Genomic DNA, 14,685 nt, shown 5'->3' with positions numbered 1-14,685 from the left:
TTTAGGATTGACTGCTTTTTTCTTATCAAAATTTCAGATTGGAGTGATGAAATGGTGTCTGTTAGAGCTGTTCAATAAGATTATCGGTGCATAGAATTTTATTGTGGTGCTGATATGAGAATGTTATAATGTGGATATGAAACACAGTATCTAGGAGTGATGAAATGAAATATATAATGCTTCATGGTTTGGGACAATCTTCTGAAAGTTGGAGTGATACCGTAAAAGTATTCAATGATGATTTTGAAGTTTTATGCCCTAATTTATCAGATTGGCTTTCTGGGAAAACACCATGTTATGATACATTGTATCGGACATTGGAAACATACTGTGAACAGTTTGAAGAACCGCTAAATATTTGTGGACTTTCTTTAGGTGGTATTCTTGCTATGCAGTATGCGATAGAACACCCAGAAAAAATGAACTCATTAGTGTTAATAGGCACACAATATGAAATGCCAAAGTATCTGTTAAAAATGCAAAATCTGATATTCCGTATTATGCCTTGTTCAGCATTTGAAAAAATGGGCTTTCAGAAAACAGATTTTATCAATCTATGCAAATCTATGACAGAACTTAATTTTAAACATGAACTGAAAAAAATATCATGTTCGGTACTTGTTGTCTGTGGCGATAAGGATAAGATAAATAAAAAAGCTTCTTTAGAATTGCAACAACAGATAGAAAACGCAGAAATAGCTATTATTGAAAATGCAGGACATGAAGTAAATACAGATAACCCAACACTACTAGGGCAAAAGTTAAATGTATTTTTCAAACAATATGTCTGATAAACAATTTCATATCCATACACACAAAGCAGTTAGTCTTAGGATTGACTGCTTTTTTCTTACCAAAATTTCAGATTGGAGTAATGAAATAGTGTCTGTTGGAGCTGTTCAATAAGATTATCGGTACGTAAAATTTTATTGTGGTGCTGATATGAGAATGCTATAATTGGAGCATGAAAAATGAACTTATATGTGGTTAATATTTCTTTACTTTATGACAAATATTAGTGAATTATACTGATGTAATGAATGGTTGACAAATTGCCAACAAAGGTTGGTTGAAAGAAATCATCATATTTGCAATACTCATTTTGCGGTCGCAAATATAATTTATTTTAGGAGGCTACTTATGAACTTTAATGAAAAACTGATAAATTTAAGAAAGTCCAAAGGTCTTTCACAAGAAGAATTGGGAAATGAACTAAAGGTTTCCAGACAAACAATTTCAAAATGGGAGTCTTGTCAATCATACCCAGATTTTCAACGATTAGTATTATTGAGTGATTTCTTTGGATTGACATTAGATGAACTGGTAAGAGATATTGACGTGCAAGAAGTAAGAGAAAAAAATTTAAATAATGAAAAATTATCTTCCATATACGATGATATAAATGAGGGAAAAAAATTTATTAGACTATGTTATATAATTGGAACTGGAGTGCTAATATTTTTTTCACTTATCGTTCTTTATGGTGTGTTTTTCTCAAAATAAAATATAAGTTCTTATATGTTTTAAAAAGCAGTTAGTCTTAGGATTGACTGCTTTTTTCTTACCAAAATTTCAGATTGGAGTGATGAAATGAGCGATATTTTTAAGGATATGCAGGCAAAAGTCGGCTGTGATTATCTTTCCGACCTGCCCTCTTACAAGCGTAAGGTGTGGCATGAAATGAAACGGCTGAACCTTGCTGACTATGAAGAAAGACAGTTAGAAGATTTTTCAAAGTATGTGTTTGGTATGTCGTACCAGACCATAAAAGATGTGATGAAACAACAGAAAGGACGTGAGGAACAATGCAGGAAACAAGGGTGCTGGTGGAAACGAAAGGAACAACTGGCGAAGAAACAACATCATACTGGTTCGACCTGCCGATAGATGTTGCAGAGTTTGAAGAAAAGCTAGGTATCGGTGCAGAAAGTGGGGATTACCGCATTATCGAAAAGGTGTTGCCTTATGCTGATGAAGTTCACGAACATACAAGCGTGTATCAGCTTAACGAATTAGATTTTATGTACCGCCAGCTTTCAAGTGATATGCAGGAAGAATATGTATCACTACTTACGGTGTTTGAGAATTTAGAAGCACTTTATATTTGCAGGAACGTGATTACCGTTTATCCAGACTGCAAAAGCATGATAGATGTTGCAAGGCAAAAGCTGATGAACGACCCGACATTTAAACATTTGTCCGAGGACTGTCAAGAATATTACTTTGACTTTGAAGCCTACGCTTCTCACTTGCAGGAACACGGGAAATTTTTAGTAACAGAACACGGTATCTTTGAACTGCCAGAGTAAGAAATGAGGTGGTGCTTATGATTGATGATATGGCGGTTTACATTGCTAATCTTGGCAAATACAATGAGGGCTATTTAGTCGGTGCTTGGTTCACATTTCCTATTGACGAGGAAGATGTAAAAGAAAAAATCGGCTTGAATGAACAGTATGAGGAATATGCAATCCATGATACCGACAACTTCCCGATTGCGATTGGCGAGTATGTTTCCATTGAAGAACTCAATGAGATGTATGAAATGATAGAGGAACTTCCCGACTATATCGTAGAGTGTCTGGACGAATTTATCAGCCACTACGGGACGCTGGAAGAAGTCGTGGAACACAAGGACGATATTTATTATTATCCCGACTGTGAAACCATGACAGACGTTGCCTACTACTACATAGACGAATTGCAGGCACTTGGGGACATTCCACCCAGCTTACAGAACTACATTGACTATGAAGCCTACGGGCGAGATTTGGATATGGGCGGTTGCTTTATTGAAACAAGCCGAGGTATGTGCGAGATACCATACTAACGCTGGAAGATCAGCAACAAGCATTGTTGCTACTGACAGCGTATTTCTCTTTTAAGGGACAGTCTGAAAATGGCTGTCCTTTTCTATTTTGAAAGGAGCTGAAAGAACTTGAAAAAGATTAAATCTTATACAGGTATCTGGAACGTGGAAAAAGTCTTGTATGCAATCAATGACTTTAACTTACCCTTTCCCGTTACTTTTACACAGATTACATGGTTTGTGATTACGGAATTTATCATCATTCTGTTTGGGGATATTCCCCCACTTTCCATGATTGAGGGAGCATTTCTCAAATACTTCGGTATTCCCGTTGCTCTCACTTGGTTTATGTCGCAGAAAACCTTTGACGGAAAGAAGCCGTACAGCTTTTTGAAATCACAGATAACCTATGCGTTAAGACCCAAAATCACTTATGCAGGAAAAGCCGTAAAACTGCATAAGCAGACCTTGAATGAAACAATCACGGCAGTAAGGAGTGTGAACTATGTTCCCGATAAAATATATTGACAATAACCTTGTCTGGAACAAGGACAATGAGGTATTCGCCTACTATGAGCTGATACCGTATAACTATTCTTTCTTATCCGCAGAGCAGAAATTTATCGTGCATGACAGCTTTCGACAGCTAATCGCACAGTCCCGTGAGGGTAAAATTCATGCCTTGCAGATTGCCACAGAAAGCTCAATCCGAAGTCAGCAGGAACAGTCAAAGAAGCTGGTAACTGGAAAATTAAAGGAAGTTGCCTATCAGAAGATAGACGAACAGACCGAAGCGTTAGTATCTATGATTGGGGACAATCAAGTGGACTACCGCTTTTTTCTTGGCTTTAAGCTCATGGTTACGGAAGAACAGCTCAATCTGAAGAACATCAAAAAATCGGCGTGGCTGACGTTCACGGAATTTCTCCATGAAGTGAACCACACGCTGATGAATGACTTTGTTTCCATGCCGAATGATGAAATCAACCGTTACATGAAAATGGAAAAGTTACTGGAAAATAAAATCTCCCGTCGTTTTAAGGTGCGTCGCTTGGAAATCAACGATTTTGGGTATCTCATGGAACATCTTTATGGCAGGGACGGTATCGCCTATGAAGATTATGAATACCAGCTACCGAAGAAGAAATTACAGAAAGAAACGCTGATAAAATACTACGACCTTATCCGTCCGACAAGGTGTGTGATTGAGGAAAGCCAGCGGTATTTAAGATTGGAACATGAGGACAAGGAAAGTTATGTGTCCTATTTTACTGTCAATGCGATTGTCGGGGAGCTTGATTTTCCGTCAAGTGAAATCTTCTATTTCCAGCAACAGCAATTCACATTCCCTGTTGATACTTCTATGAATGTAGAAATCGTGGAAAACAGAAAGGCTCTTACCACAGTAAGAAATAAGAAAAAGGAATTGAAAGACCTTGATAATCACGCCTATCAAGCTGGAAGTGAAACCAGCTCAAATGTGGTGGACGCTTTAGACAGCGTGGACGAGCTGGAAACGGACTTAGACCAGACAAAAGAAAGTATGTATAAGCTCTCTTATGTAGTGCGTGTATCGGCTGATGATTTGGACGAATTAAAACGCCGTTGTGATGAAGTCAAAGACTTTTACGACGACCTCAATGTAAAGCTGGTGCGTCCTGTTGGGGATATGCTGGGGCTTCATTCTGAATTTTTACCAGCCAGCAAGCGATATATCAATGACTATGTGCAGTATGTAAAATCAGACTTCTTGGCAGGGCTTGGCTTTGGTGCGACACAGCAGTTAGGGGAAACTACGGGTATCTATATGGGATATTCCGTTGATACGGGAAGAAATGTGTACCTGCAACCGTCTTTAGCTTCGCAAGGCGTAAAAGGCACAGTTACAAATGCCCTTGCTTCTGCTTTTGTCGGTTCGCTTGGCGGTGGAAAGTCGTTCTGCAACAATCTACTTGTATATTATGCGGTGCTGTTTGGCGGTCAAGCACTTCTGTTAGACCCTAAAAGTGAGCGTGGCAACTGGAAAGAAACACTTCCAGAAATCGCCCATGAAATCAATATCGTAAATCTTACCAGCGACAAGGACAATGCAGGACTTCTTGACCCGTTTGTGATTATGAAGAATGTAAAAGACGCTGAAAGTCTGGCAATCGACATCTTAACATTTTTAACGGGTATTTCCTCTAGGGACGGCGAAAAATTCCCCGTGTTACGAAAAGCGGTGCGTTCCGTTACCCAGAGCGACAGTCGGGGCTTGCTCCATGTGATAGACGAGCTACGCCGTGAAGATACACCCATATCAAGAAATATCGCAGACCATATCGACAGTTTCACGGACTACGATTTTGCACACCTGCTGTTTTCAGACGGTACGGTGGAAAATGCTATCAGTCTGGATAACCAGCTCAATATCATTCAAGTAGCAGACCTTGTACTGCCAGATAAGGACACGACCTTTGAGGAATACACGACCATTGAATTATTGTCGGTGTCTATGCTGATTGTGATTAGTACCTTTGCATTAGATTTTATTCACAGCGACCGTTCTATCTTCAAAATCGTAGACCTTGACGAAGCATGGGCGTTCTTAAATGTGGCACAAGGCGAAACCCTATCAAATAAGCTGGTTCGTGCTGGACGAGCTATGCAGGCAGGCGTTTATTTCGTTACACAATCCTCTGGCGACGTGTCAAAGGAAAGTCTGAAAAACAATATCGGTTTGAAGTTTGCCTTTCGTAGTACCGACATCAACGAGATAAAGCAGACCTTAGAGTTTTTCGGTATTGACAAAGACGACGAAAACAACCAGAAACGGCTTCGTGATTTGGAGAACGGACAATGCTTATTGCAGGACTTATACGGGCGTGTCGGTGTGGTGCAGATACACCCAGTCTTTGAAGAACTGCTACACGCCTTTGATACCAGACCGCCCGTACAGAGAAATGAGGTGGAGTGATGAAAGAAAGGATAAAAGGTGCGTTCACAAAAAAGAAGATTTTCCACTTTCTCAAAATGGCTCTGTTCGTGGTGGCACTCTCCCTTATCCTGCTTTCACTTCTGGGGACGGTGGCTCATGCGACGGGGCTTGTGGACGATACCATAAATGCAGAAAATCTTTATTCAAAATATCCGCTATCGAATTACCAGCTTGATTTTTATGTAGATAATAGCTGGTCGTGGCTTCCGTGGAACTGGCTGGACGGTATCGGAAAATCGGTGCAGTACGGGCTTTACTGTATTACCAACTTTGTCTGGACGATAAGCCTTTATTTAAGCAATGCCACGGGCTATGTGGTGCAGGAAGCCTATAAACTTGATTTTATTAACGATATGGCAGACAGTATCGGAAAGAGCATACAGACCCTTGCAGGGGTTACCGAGAATGGCTTCGGGAGTACGGGATTTTATGTAGGTTCTCTATTACTGATAATTTTAATCATTGGTATTTATGTTGCTTATACGGGACTGATAAAAAGAGAAACCAGCAAAGCTGTTCAAGCGGTTATCAATTTTCTTGTGGTGTTCGTACTGTCGGCTTCTTTTATTGCCTATGCTCCCGACTACATCAAGAAGATAAATGAATTTTCATCAGACATCAGTACCGCTTCACTTGACTTGGGAACAAAAATCATGCTCCCCAACTCTGACAGCGAGGGCAAGGACAGCGTAGACTTGATACGGGACAGCTTATTTTCTATTCAAGTGGAACAGCCGTGGTTACTCTTACAATTCGGGAACAGCAACGCAGAAGAAATCGGGGCAGACCGTGTGGAAGCTCTTGTATCAGCAAGCCCAGAGGACGAGGACGGGAAAACCAGAGAAGAAGTCGTGAAAACAGAAATCGAGGACAACGACAACAACAATCTGACGATACCGCAGGTCGTGAACCGTTTAGGCATGGTGTTCTTCCTATTGTTCTTCAATTTAGGGATAACGATATTTGTATTCTTGCTTACGGGCATGATGTTGTTTAGCCAGATACTTTTTATTATCTTTTCAATGTTTTTACCTATCAGTTTTCTTCTTTCTATGATACCCAGTCAAGAAAATCTGGCAAAGCAGGCAATCGTGAGAGTGTTTAATACCATAATGACACGGGCAGGAATAACGCTCATTGTAACGGTGGCGTTCAGCATTTCCAGTATGTTTTATAACATATCCACGGACTATCCGTTCTTTATGGTGGCGTTCTTACAAATAGTGTGTTTCGCTGGTATCTACATGAAGCTGGGCGACTTAATGAGTATGTTCTCTTTGAACGCTAACGACAGTCAAAGCATGGGACGAAGAATTTTCCGCAGACCATATCTGTTTATGCAACATAGGGCTAGAAGAATGGAGCGACGCATGGCTAGAGCTGTTAGTCATGGAAGTATGGTTGGAGCTGGCACAGGTGCGGTTACGGGAGCTATGCTATCGGGTAATGGTTCTTCAAGGAGTAATCCTCAAAAAGATAAACGTACTTTTTCACGAAGCAACACTTCTTCCAGTTTTGGAAATCGTGCTGGTTCTGCTGTCGGTGCTGTCTTAGATACGAAAAATAAAGTGAAAGACAAGGCAAATGCTGTCAAAGAGAATATCAAGGATATGCCGACACAGACCGCTTATGCGGTGTATTCCGCAAAGGAAAAGGCAAAGTCCAGCGTGTCCGACTTCAAGCGTGGCATGGTGCAGGAACAGCAGTCCAGACAGTCGGGACGATTGGAAAGGCAGGAACAACATAGACAAAATATCGCTGACAAGCGTATGGAGCTTCAAAAGGCACAAGAAGCAAGGCAGGCACAGCGAAAGGCTGACGGATCAGCGACAACGGGAGCTACCCGTCCCCATGAGCGACCAGCCACAGCTTCAACTATTCCAAAGCCGAGTGCGGAAAAAATGCAGGAAGTCAAACGCCCTGCCACAGCGACCACTTCAAAAGCAAGTGAACCAGTCAAGACGAATGTTGTAAAAGAGCGTCCGTTATCTTCTGGTGCTTCTGATAGAAAAGCGACCCAGCCTACACAGATAGTACATAGGCAGAATGTAGAAAAAGTGGTATCGCAGGAAACACGCCAGAATTACACAAAAGACCGCAGGACAAAGGTTCAGCAGACCCAGAACGTCCAGAAGAACCAGCAGACCATAGAGAAAACTCGTAACCTTGTAACGAAGAAAGGACAGAAGAAAAAATGAAACTGAAACATATCGCTCTCATTGGCAGTCTGTTTCCTATCCTCTTTTCTCTGGTGCTTTTCTTTGGGGTGTTGATTAGTGCGGACAGCGACGACGAGAACAGCAATTTTTCTTCTGGCATTACGGGTATGAACTTATCCGCAGAAGTCTTGAAACATCAGCCTATGGTAGAAAAATACGCCAGAGAATACGGTATCTCCGAGTATGTCAATGTGCTACTTGCTATCATTCAAGTAGAAAGTGGCGGTACGGCAGAAGATGTTATGCAGAGTTCGGAAAGTCTTGGTTTACCGCCTAATTCCTTAGATACGGAAAATTCAATCAAGCAGGGGTGTAAGTATTTTGCGTCCCTGCTTTCTTCCTGCAAAAATCAAGGTATCGACGATTTGAATGTAGCGATACAGTCCTATAATTATGGCGGTGGCTATGTGGGATATGTGGCAGGAAAAGGAAAGAAACACACCTTTAATCTTGCAGAGAGCTTCGCCCGTGAGAAATCGGGTGGAAAGAAAGTAACCTATACCAACCCGATAGCCGTTGCGAAGAACGGGGGCTGGCGATATGGTTACGGAAATATGTTCTACGTCGAATTAGTCAATCAATATCTGACCGTGGCACACTTTGATAATGCGACGGCACAAGCGATTATGAATGAAGCGTTGAAATATCAAGGCTGGAAGTATGTGTATGGTGGCAGTAACCCGAACACTTCCTTTGATTGTAGCGGACTTGTGCAATGGTGCTATGGAAAAGCTGGTATCTCCTTGCCGAGAACAGCACAAGCACAGTATGACGCTACCCAACATCTTCCACTCTCGCAGGCAAAGGCTGGGGACTTGGTGTTTTTCCATTCTACCTATAACGCTGGTTCGTATGTAACCCACGTCGGCATTTATGTAGGAAATAACCAGATGTACCATGCAGGCGACCCGATAGGATATGCAGACCTAAGTAGTAGTTACTGGCAACAGCACTTAATCGGTGCAGGACGAGTAAAACAATAGAAAGGACTTGAAAAATATGTTTAAGAAGAATAAGAAACAGACAGAAACTATCAAAGAACCAAAAGAAAAAAAGGTGCGTACTGTCAAGGTAGGCACACATAAGAAAACCGTGATTGCGTTGTGGGTGGTGCTTATCGCAAGCGTGAGCTTTGGAGTGTATAAGAATTTTACTGCTATCGACCAGCACACCACCCATGAAAAAGAAATCATTGAACTTCGCTTGCAGGACACCAACGGGATAGAAAATTTCGTGAAGAACTTTGCGAAGTCCTATTACACATGGAATAACAGCAAAGAAACGATTGAAGCAAGGACGCAGGCAATCAGCGGTTATCTGACAAAGGAATTGCAGGACTTGAATATAGATACAATCAGAACCGATATACCGACCAGCTCCACAGTTACAGATGTGATTGTGTGGCATATCGAACAGTCGGGAACAGACACTTTATCTGCTACCTACGAAGTAGATCAGCAGATAAAAGAGGGAGAACAGACAAGCAACGTGAAAGCGACCTATACTGTAAAAGTCCATGTAGACGCTGACGGGGATATGGTAATCGTTCAGAACCCTACCCTTGCACCAGCAGTTGAAAAATCAGACTATGAGCCTAAGACGCCAGAAGCAGACGCAAGTGTAGACGCTGATACCGTCAACGACGCTACCTCTTTTCTGGAAACATTTTTTAAGCTCTATCCAACAGCCACAGAAAAAGAACTTGCCTATTATGTATCTGGAAATGTGCTTGAACCTATCGGCAGGGACTATCTGTATTCTGAATTGGTAAACCCTATCTTTACAAAGGACAGGGACAATGTAAAAGTTAAAGTAGCCGTGAAATTCCTTGATAATCAGACAAAGGCGACGCAGGTATCACAGTATGAGCTTGTACTACATAAGGATAGTAACTGGAAGATTGTAGGATAAATGATATAAAAAGACCGTAGCCTGTAATACACATTTATGTGCTTTACAGCTACGGTTATTTTTGAAATTGATTGCGTATATTCTTGTCTTTACGAAACGCTATTTTAGCAGACTTCATTAAATCTACTAAGAAACGTACTTCGTATTCATCACAGTCTGAAAAAATATCGTTTGCTTCTTTTTCAAAAACGATTTTAGAAGCAATCACATTATCGCATAAAAGAGTATCGACTGATACAGAAAGTGCATTGGCAATCGCAATCAAGGTTGGCAAACTGACTTTTGTTTTTCCTGTTTCTACATTACTCATGTGAGCTGGTGTAATGTCTATAAGGTCGGCAACGGTTTCTTGTGTTACGCCCTTTTTAATTCTTGCAATTTTAATACGCTGTCCGATTGCTTTGTAATCAACTTCCACAGTTTCCTCTCCTTTCCTGCTTTTTTATATTGTAACCATTCGCAGAGTGTAATATAATACTCTGTGTAAATGAATAATTTATACAGTATATATTCGGACTAAAAAGTTTAAAATATGGAAGAATATAAACGCAAAGGGGGTATGTTTATATGTTAAGATTTCGTAAAAAGGATAGCAAAGAGCTTATAAAAAGAATGGCTAAAACAAATGGCTGTTCGGTATCTGAAATTCGCAGAGAAATGCAGTATGCTATTGATGAAGCTAGAAATAGTGATGACCCAAACAAGCAAGCGGAATTTCAACGTTTATTTGGAAATAAGATACCCAGTCCAGAAGAATTTATTTGTGTAGTTAGCAAGAATTTAAAATTTTAGTAAATACGGAGCGTGAACAATGAAAAAAGCAGAAACGCAGGAACAGGAATTTTTGGAAGTTTGTTCTTCTTATGACTATGACCTTTTAACTGGAAAGAGAGAAATGACATTGAAAGACTATGAACGAATTACTTATTTAGTTAGTTCTCTTGGGTATAGTCAATATCTTCAATTCCTTATTGGAAAATATATGGACTTAGCACAAGCTGACGAAGAACGAGAAGAAAGAGAAAATGAAATATATTTGGAATATCCAGAGTATTATGAGGACGAGAGAATTTTGGAAGAAGAAGAAAAATGGCTGGAAGAATTTTTAAATCAACTTCCAGAGAAGAAAAGAGAATATTTTGAAAAACTTATAAAAGAGAGTTAAAGCTACTAAAAAAAGTTACTGTATTCAGATGTTCTGATCACAGTAACTTTTTATCATTATACAAGGGAAAACAAATGCTAACAGACAAAATATTTTTTTCGTAACTTACATTTTCAATTTTACCGTCAATCTTTTTCAGCAATTCCTTTACAATATACAAGCCCAGACCAGAACTTCCTTTGGTGCGTGATTTATCAACAGTATAAAACTTGTTAAATAATAAGTTTACATCAATATCATCAAGGGATTTTGTTGAATTTTTAATTGTGAACACTCCTTTTTGATTGATAGAAACTTCAATGTAATTATCTGAATAACGAAGTGCATTTACAATTAAATTTTCAATAATTCGTTTACAGATAAGGTTATTTCCGTATATCCATACAGGAGTATTTTCTGTTTGAATGGTTGGTTGGATTTCTCCAAATTCATAATACTTTTCAATTAAGCAATCTGTAACAATTCTATTTATGTCAACACGCTCACATTCAACATCAACTTGCTCATTTTCTATCACAGATAAATCATAAAACTCTTGTACTAAATCCGTGAGATAATCTGTTTTTGCCTTAATGATTTTAATGTATTGTCCTTGTTCCTGTTTATCTTCACATTCTTGCAGAAGTGTTAAATAGCCCTGTATAGATGTCAAAGGTGTTCTTAAATCGTGGCTTATATTAGATATAGACTGTTTTAACTGTTCTTCTTCCTGCTTAATTTGAACCTGTAATTTTTTATGTAGATTATCTTTTTGATTGATTGCATAAGCTAATTCTTCAATGTCCCTATTTGATAAAGATACTCGTATTTTCCGTTGTTGCTTTATTTGCTTATTTATGTTGCGAATTGTTCTGATAATAGAGAATAAGGAAAATGCTAATATGAAGATAAAGCAAATCAATAAGAAATATAACATATTCGCATTTCCCCTTTCTGTTATGATTAGCGTATTTCTTGCTTTCTTAGTATCAATGCTGAAACAAGAAATGTAATAATTACAGTTCCCACGAAATAAATCAAAATATTGATTTCTAAATTATTTATCATATTATAAGAACAGGTATTCATCCAGTAATACATAGGATTTATTTTTAAGTATGTTAGAACTCTCCATGATTGAGTTGACATATTATCCCATGTCATCATATAGATAAGCGGTCCGCTAAATGTAAACAATGACATAGCACCTACAACGATTGCCGTATGTTTGAATATTACACATAACATAAGTGTAATTCCGATAAATGCTCCCATAATCATACAATTTAGTCCTGCAATTTTCAGCATAGGAAACAGTTGTATTGGAATATTAAATTTCGCACATTCTATTATAAATGCAATCATAATAAATGAAAAGTATAGAAATATACTGGTAATCGAAATCACAATATATTTCGCAACAAAAAACTTAATTCGGCTTTGTCCGCTTGCGATTGCAATTTTAATTGTTGAATCCGTATATTCTCTTGAAAAGAAAATGACAGAAAATATAAGAACAATCAGCCAGAAAAATACAGTATAAGATGTGGCTGTCCTTATTATTTCTTCAATCAATGGGTGTGCTGTATCGCTATAAGCACGAGCAAGAAATCCAACAGTTTCTCCTATTTTCCATGTTTCGTCTAAACTTGAACTTGATGCCACAAATTGTTGCTGACCGCCTATGGAGAAAATTCCAAAGACTGCTAAAATCAAAGCAAAGGTTAAGTACAATGCCTTTGTATGAAATAACTTATAAAATTCTGCTCTTATTTGATTAAACATTTTTTCGTCCCCCTATTAGATTTTCAAAGTATGTTTCCAAATTTTCTCCTTGCACAGAAATTTCATCAATAATAACTCCGTTACTGGATAGTAATTTAGAAATCATTCTTACATTATCTAAGCACTCGAATATCCGAATAGAATTATCGGGGTAAACGGAGTAATTGTTAATATTTCCCTTTTGCTCTAATAAAAGAGTGGTTTTTTGGATATTATCTGTCCTTAAACAAATATGGCGTTTACATTCTTCGTTCAATTCTTCGGCAGAAATTTGTTTCAAAAGTTCTCCTTTATGAAGAAATCCGTAACAGGTAGCAAGCTGATGTAATTCACTTAATATATGGCTGGATATTAAAATCGTTACCTCTCGTTCTTTTACTAATTTTTTAAGAAGTTCTCTCAATTCAATAATTCCCGTTGGGTCAAGTCCGTTGACGGGTTCGTCCAAAATCAAAAATTCTGGCTCACCTAATAATGCAACACCTAAAGCAAGCCTTTGTTTCATTCCCAAAGAAAAGTTTGCCACTCTTTTTTTACCAGCATTGGATAAACCTATCAACTCTAAAGTATCGGCAATACACTCTTTGTTTGGAATACCACGCTGTATCCTTTGCACCTCTAAATTTTGTGAAGCGGTCATATCCTTGTATAATGCAGGCATTTCAATCGTGCAACCGATTTTTGTCCTTTCATATTGCAGATTATCTGTATGTCCAAACAGGATTATTTCTCCCTCACTCTTAAAATTAAGTCCCGTTAATAATCGGATTAGAGTTGTTTTTCCTGCCCCATTTTCGCCTACAAGACCGTAGATTTCTCCTTTTGGAATAGTTAAGTTCACATTCTTTAAAGCATAGAAATCTTTATATTTTTTGCTTAGATTTTTTGTTTCGCATATAAATTTTGTCATTCTAAACACTCCTTTCTATGCCACTATATCTGATAAGTCTAAAGAAAATCTAAAGTTATTTAATTTTATAACCGATTCCCCAAATGGTTTGTATATAATCTTCATTTGTAATTGCCTTGATTTTTTTACGAATATGACTGATATGGGTATTTATCGTATCATCATCATAAGCATAAGTTTCATTCCAAATGGATTCATATAAATTTTGCTTTGAAAAAATTTTTTGCGGATATTGCAATAATAGTCTTAAAATCTTTAACTCGGTTGATGTAAAAGATACTAATACCTCTTTGATATAAACTAGAGAGTTATTGATTTCAATATCTCTATATGTCAAAGTATCATTTTGGCAGGACGTATTTGAAGTCCTTTTCAAATTTGCCTCAATACGAGCAAGAAGCTCATGCAGGTCAAACGGCTTAGTCATATAATCATCAGCACCTAATTTTAATAAATCTATTTTTGTCTGTACCATTGTTTTTGCGGAAACAACAATGACAGGAGCATTTGTAAATTTACGCAATCGCTGTAATACATCATTTCCATTTAACTTCGGTAACATAATATCAAGTATTATTAAATCTGGAACAAGCGATTTACATAATTCTATTCCCTCTGCACCATTCAAGGCATAATGAACGATATATTTATTATTTTCTAAGAATTTTGCAATCATATTGCAAATGTCTATATCATCTTCAATAATAGCAATTTTATTCATGTGATTTCATCTCCTTTAATTAGACATTGTATCATAAGGTTTTTATGCTATCCACATGAAACAAAGAAGTCTATGGTACATTTAGAAATTATTTAGAAATATACTTTATGATTTTGGAAAATATTTTTGATGTGTAAATTAGGGAGTATGTTTCATGGAATGTTTTAAAGAAATTTATCGGCTATAAATGGAAAAAGCAATCAATAAAA

17 protein-coding genes are annotated in these 14,685 nt (G+C 38.0%); 12 read left to right on the top strand and 5 right to left on the bottom strand.

The window, feature by feature from the left end:
• Nucleotides 1–164: 164 nt before the first annotated feature.
• The 10 genes from WKT11_RS18140 (at nucleotide 165) to WKT11_RS18095 (ending at nucleotide 9,916) form a co-directional block, all read left to right on the top strand.
• Nucleotides 165–791 carry an alpha/beta fold hydrolase gene (locus WKT11_RS18140; RefSeq protein WP_021422741.1) on the top strand — a complete coding sequence of 209 codons (627 nt, stop codon included), beginning with the start codon at nucleotides 165–167 and terminating at the stop codon, nucleotides 789–791.
• Between the two features lie 349 nt (nucleotides 792–1,140).
• Entirely contained in the window at nucleotides 1,141–1,503 is a 363-nt protein-coding gene (locus WKT11_RS18135) for a helix-turn-helix domain-containing protein (protein ID WP_021422740.1), read from the top strand.
• 87 nt (nucleotides 1,504–1,590) lie between these two features.
• Complete coding sequence (locus WKT11_RS18130) at nucleotides 1,591–1,887, top strand: conjugal transfer protein (protein WP_074073962.1); 297 nt, start codon at nucleotides 1,591–1,593, stop codon at nucleotides 1,885–1,887.
• Nucleotides 1,806–2,309 carry an antirestriction protein ArdA gene (locus tag WKT11_RS18125; protein WP_118473990.1) on the top strand — a complete coding sequence of 168 codons (504 nt, stop codon included), beginning with the start codon at nucleotides 1,806–1,808 and terminating at the stop codon, nucleotides 2,307–2,309. Before WKT11_RS18130 ends, WKT11_RS18125 begins: the two co-directional genes overlap by 82 nt.
• 17 nt (nucleotides 2,310–2,326) lie before the next feature.
• Nucleotides 2,327–2,830 carry an antirestriction protein ArdA gene (locus tag WKT11_RS18120; protein WP_002323345.1) on the top strand — a complete coding sequence of 168 codons (504 nt, stop codon included), beginning with the start codon at nucleotides 2,327–2,329 and terminating at the stop codon, nucleotides 2,828–2,830.
• A 108-nt stretch (nucleotides 2,831–2,938) separates the two neighbouring features.
• Entirely contained in the window at nucleotides 2,939–3,337 is a 399-nt protein-coding gene (locus WKT11_RS18115) for a conjugal transfer protein (RefSeq protein WP_004843362.1), read from the top strand.
• A complete protein-coding gene (gene tcpF, locus WKT11_RS18110; RefSeq protein WP_049143644.1) occupies nucleotides 3,315–5,765 on the top strand; it encodes a conjugal transfer ATPase TcpF in 2,451 nt (816 codons plus the stop codon). The genes WKT11_RS18115 and tcpF overlap by 23 nt, the downstream gene beginning before the upstream one ends.
• On the top strand, nucleotides 5,765–7,984 hold the full coding sequence (locus WKT11_RS18105; RefSeq protein WP_340285419.1) for a CD3337/EF1877 family mobilome membrane protein: 2,220 nt from the start codon (nucleotides 5,765–5,767) through the stop codon (nucleotides 7,982–7,984). Before tcpF ends, WKT11_RS18105 begins: the two co-directional genes overlap by 1 nt.
• Nucleotides 7,981–8,988 carry a bifunctional lytic transglycosylase/C40 family peptidase gene (locus tag WKT11_RS18100; protein ID WP_340285416.1) on the top strand — a complete coding sequence of 336 codons (1,008 nt, stop codon included), beginning with the start codon at nucleotides 7,981–7,983 and terminating at the stop codon, nucleotides 8,986–8,988. The genes WKT11_RS18105 and WKT11_RS18100 overlap by 4 nt, the downstream gene beginning before the upstream one ends.
• A gap of 16 nt (nucleotides 8,989–9,004) precedes the next feature.
• The gene (locus WKT11_RS18095) at nucleotides 9,005–9,916 is read left to right on the top strand and encodes a conjugal transfer protein (RefSeq protein ID WP_095890687.1); all 912 of its coding nucleotides are present in this window, start codon (nucleotides 9,005–9,007) and stop codon (nucleotides 9,914–9,916) included.
• 55 nt (nucleotides 9,917–9,971) lie between these two features.
• On the opposite strand, the gene WKT11_RS18090 is transcribed toward WKT11_RS18095, so the two are convergent.
• Nucleotides 9,972–10,334, bottom strand: coding sequence for a helix-turn-helix domain-containing protein (locus WKT11_RS18090; protein ID WP_021414781.1), 363 nt, complete (start codon nucleotides 10,332–10,334; stop codon nucleotides 9,972–9,974).
• 149 nt (nucleotides 10,335–10,483) lie between these two features.
• On the opposite strand from WKT11_RS18090, the gene WKT11_RS18085 reads away from it, so the two are divergent.
• Together WKT11_RS18085 and WKT11_RS18080 are read left to right on the top strand one after the other, a co-directional pair.
• Nucleotides 10,484–10,708: a sporulation initiation factor Spo0A C-terminal domain-containing protein gene (locus WKT11_RS18085; protein ID WP_009319960.1), complete on the top strand. Its 225-nt coding sequence runs from the start codon at nucleotides 10,484–10,486 to the stop codon at nucleotides 10,706–10,708.
• 19 nt (nucleotides 10,709–10,727) lie between these two features.
• On the top strand, nucleotides 10,728–11,081 hold the full coding sequence (locus WKT11_RS18080) for a hypothetical protein (RefSeq protein WP_021414777.1): 354 nt from the start codon (nucleotides 10,728–10,730) through the stop codon (nucleotides 11,079–11,081).
• Between the two features lie 37 nt (nucleotides 11,082–11,118).
• Here WKT11_RS18080 and WKT11_RS18075 read toward each other — a convergent pair whose 3' ends face one another.
• Genes WKT11_RS18075 through WKT11_RS18060 form a run of 4 tightly spaced genes read right to left on the bottom strand, consistent with a single transcriptional unit; the run spans nucleotide 11,119 to nucleotide 14,476 of the window.
• Nucleotides 11,119–11,997 (bottom strand): sensor histidine kinase, encoded by an 879-nt coding sequence (locus tag WKT11_RS18075; protein WP_021414776.1) that lies wholly within the window; start codon nucleotides 11,995–11,997, stop codon nucleotides 11,119–11,121.
• Nucleotides 11,998–12,023: 26 nt separating this feature from the next.
• Nucleotides 12,024–12,845 carry an ABC transporter permease gene (locus WKT11_RS18070; protein WP_004611593.1) on the bottom strand — a complete coding sequence of 274 codons (822 nt, stop codon included), beginning with the start codon at nucleotides 12,843–12,845 and terminating at the stop codon, nucleotides 12,024–12,026.
• Complete coding sequence (locus WKT11_RS18065) at nucleotides 12,838–13,755, bottom strand: ABC transporter ATP-binding protein (RefSeq protein WP_021414783.1); 918 nt, start codon at nucleotides 13,753–13,755, stop codon at nucleotides 12,838–12,840. Before WKT11_RS18065 ends, WKT11_RS18070 begins: the two co-directional genes overlap by 8 nt.
• Nucleotides 13,756–13,810: 55 nt before the next feature.
• Nucleotides 13,811–14,476, bottom strand: coding sequence for a response regulator transcription factor (locus tag WKT11_RS18060; RefSeq protein WP_004611595.1), 666 nt, complete (start codon nucleotides 14,474–14,476; stop codon nucleotides 13,811–13,813).
• Between the last annotated feature and the right edge of the window lie 209 nt (nucleotides 14,477–14,685).

Origin of the sequence: Blautia sp. HCN-1074, assembly GCF_037890165.1 — a bacterium.
Classification (GTDB): Bacteria; Bacillota; Clostridia; order Lachnospirales; family Lachnospiraceae; genus Blautia_A.
Note: the sequence above shows the minus strand (reverse complement) of the source record. Positions and strands in the feature narration are given on the sequence as shown.

What these genes read in the sequence shown, in the direction of transcription:
- WKT11_RS18080 (WP_021414777.1), top strand. Translation starts at nt 10,728, where the DNA reads ATGAAAAAAGCAGAAACGCAGGAACAGGAATTTTTGGAAGTTTGTTCT.
- tcpF (WP_049143644.1), top strand. Translation starts at nt 3,315, where the DNA reads ATGTTCCCGATAAAATATATTGACAATAACCTTGTCTGGAACAAGGAC.
- WKT11_RS18085 (WP_009319960.1), top strand. Translation starts at nt 10,484, where the DNA reads ATGTTAAGATTTCGTAAAAAGGATAGCAAAGAGCTTATAAAAAGAATG.
- WKT11_RS18130 (WP_074073962.1), top strand. Translation starts at nt 1,591, where the DNA reads ATGAGCGATATTTTTAAGGATATGCAGGCAAAAGTCGGCTGTGATTAT.
- WKT11_RS18095 (WP_095890687.1), top strand. Translation starts at nt 9,005, where the DNA reads ATGTTTAAGAAGAATAAGAAACAGACAGAAACTATCAAAGAACCAAAA.
- WKT11_RS18140 (WP_021422741.1), top strand. Translation starts at nt 165, where the DNA reads ATGAAATATATAATGCTTCATGGTTTGGGACAATCTTCTGAAAGTTGG.
- WKT11_RS18120 (WP_002323345.1), top strand. Translation starts at nt 2,327, where the DNA reads ATGATTGATGATATGGCGGTTTACATTGCTAATCTTGGCAAATACAAT.
- WKT11_RS18075 (WP_021414776.1), bottom strand. Translation starts at nt 11,997, where the DNA reads ATGTTATATTTCTTATTGATTTGCTTTATCTTCATATTAGCATTTTCC.
- WKT11_RS18065 (WP_021414783.1), bottom strand. Translation starts at nt 13,755, where the DNA reads ATGACAAAATTTATATGCGAAACAAAAAATCTAAGCAAAAAATATAAA.
- WKT11_RS18060 (WP_004611595.1), bottom strand. Translation starts at nt 14,476, where the DNA reads ATGAATAAAATTGCTATTATTGAAGATGATATAGACATTTGCAATATG.
- WKT11_RS18105 (WP_340285419.1), top strand. Translation starts at nt 5,765, where the DNA reads ATGAAAGAAAGGATAAAAGGTGCGTTCACAAAAAAGAAGATTTTCCAC.
- WKT11_RS18070 (WP_004611593.1), bottom strand. Translation starts at nt 12,845, where the DNA reads ATGTTTAATCAAATAAGAGCAGAATTTTATAAGTTATTTCATACAAAG.
- WKT11_RS18100 (WP_340285416.1), top strand. Translation starts at nt 7,981, where the DNA reads ATGAAACTGAAACATATCGCTCTCATTGGCAGTCTGTTTCCTATCCTC.
- WKT11_RS18135 (WP_021422740.1), top strand. Translation starts at nt 1,141, where the DNA reads ATGAACTTTAATGAAAAACTGATAAATTTAAGAAAGTCCAAAGGTCTT.
- WKT11_RS18125 (WP_118473990.1), top strand. Translation starts at nt 1,806, where the DNA reads ATGCAGGAAACAAGGGTGCTGGTGGAAACGAAAGGAACAACTGGCGAA.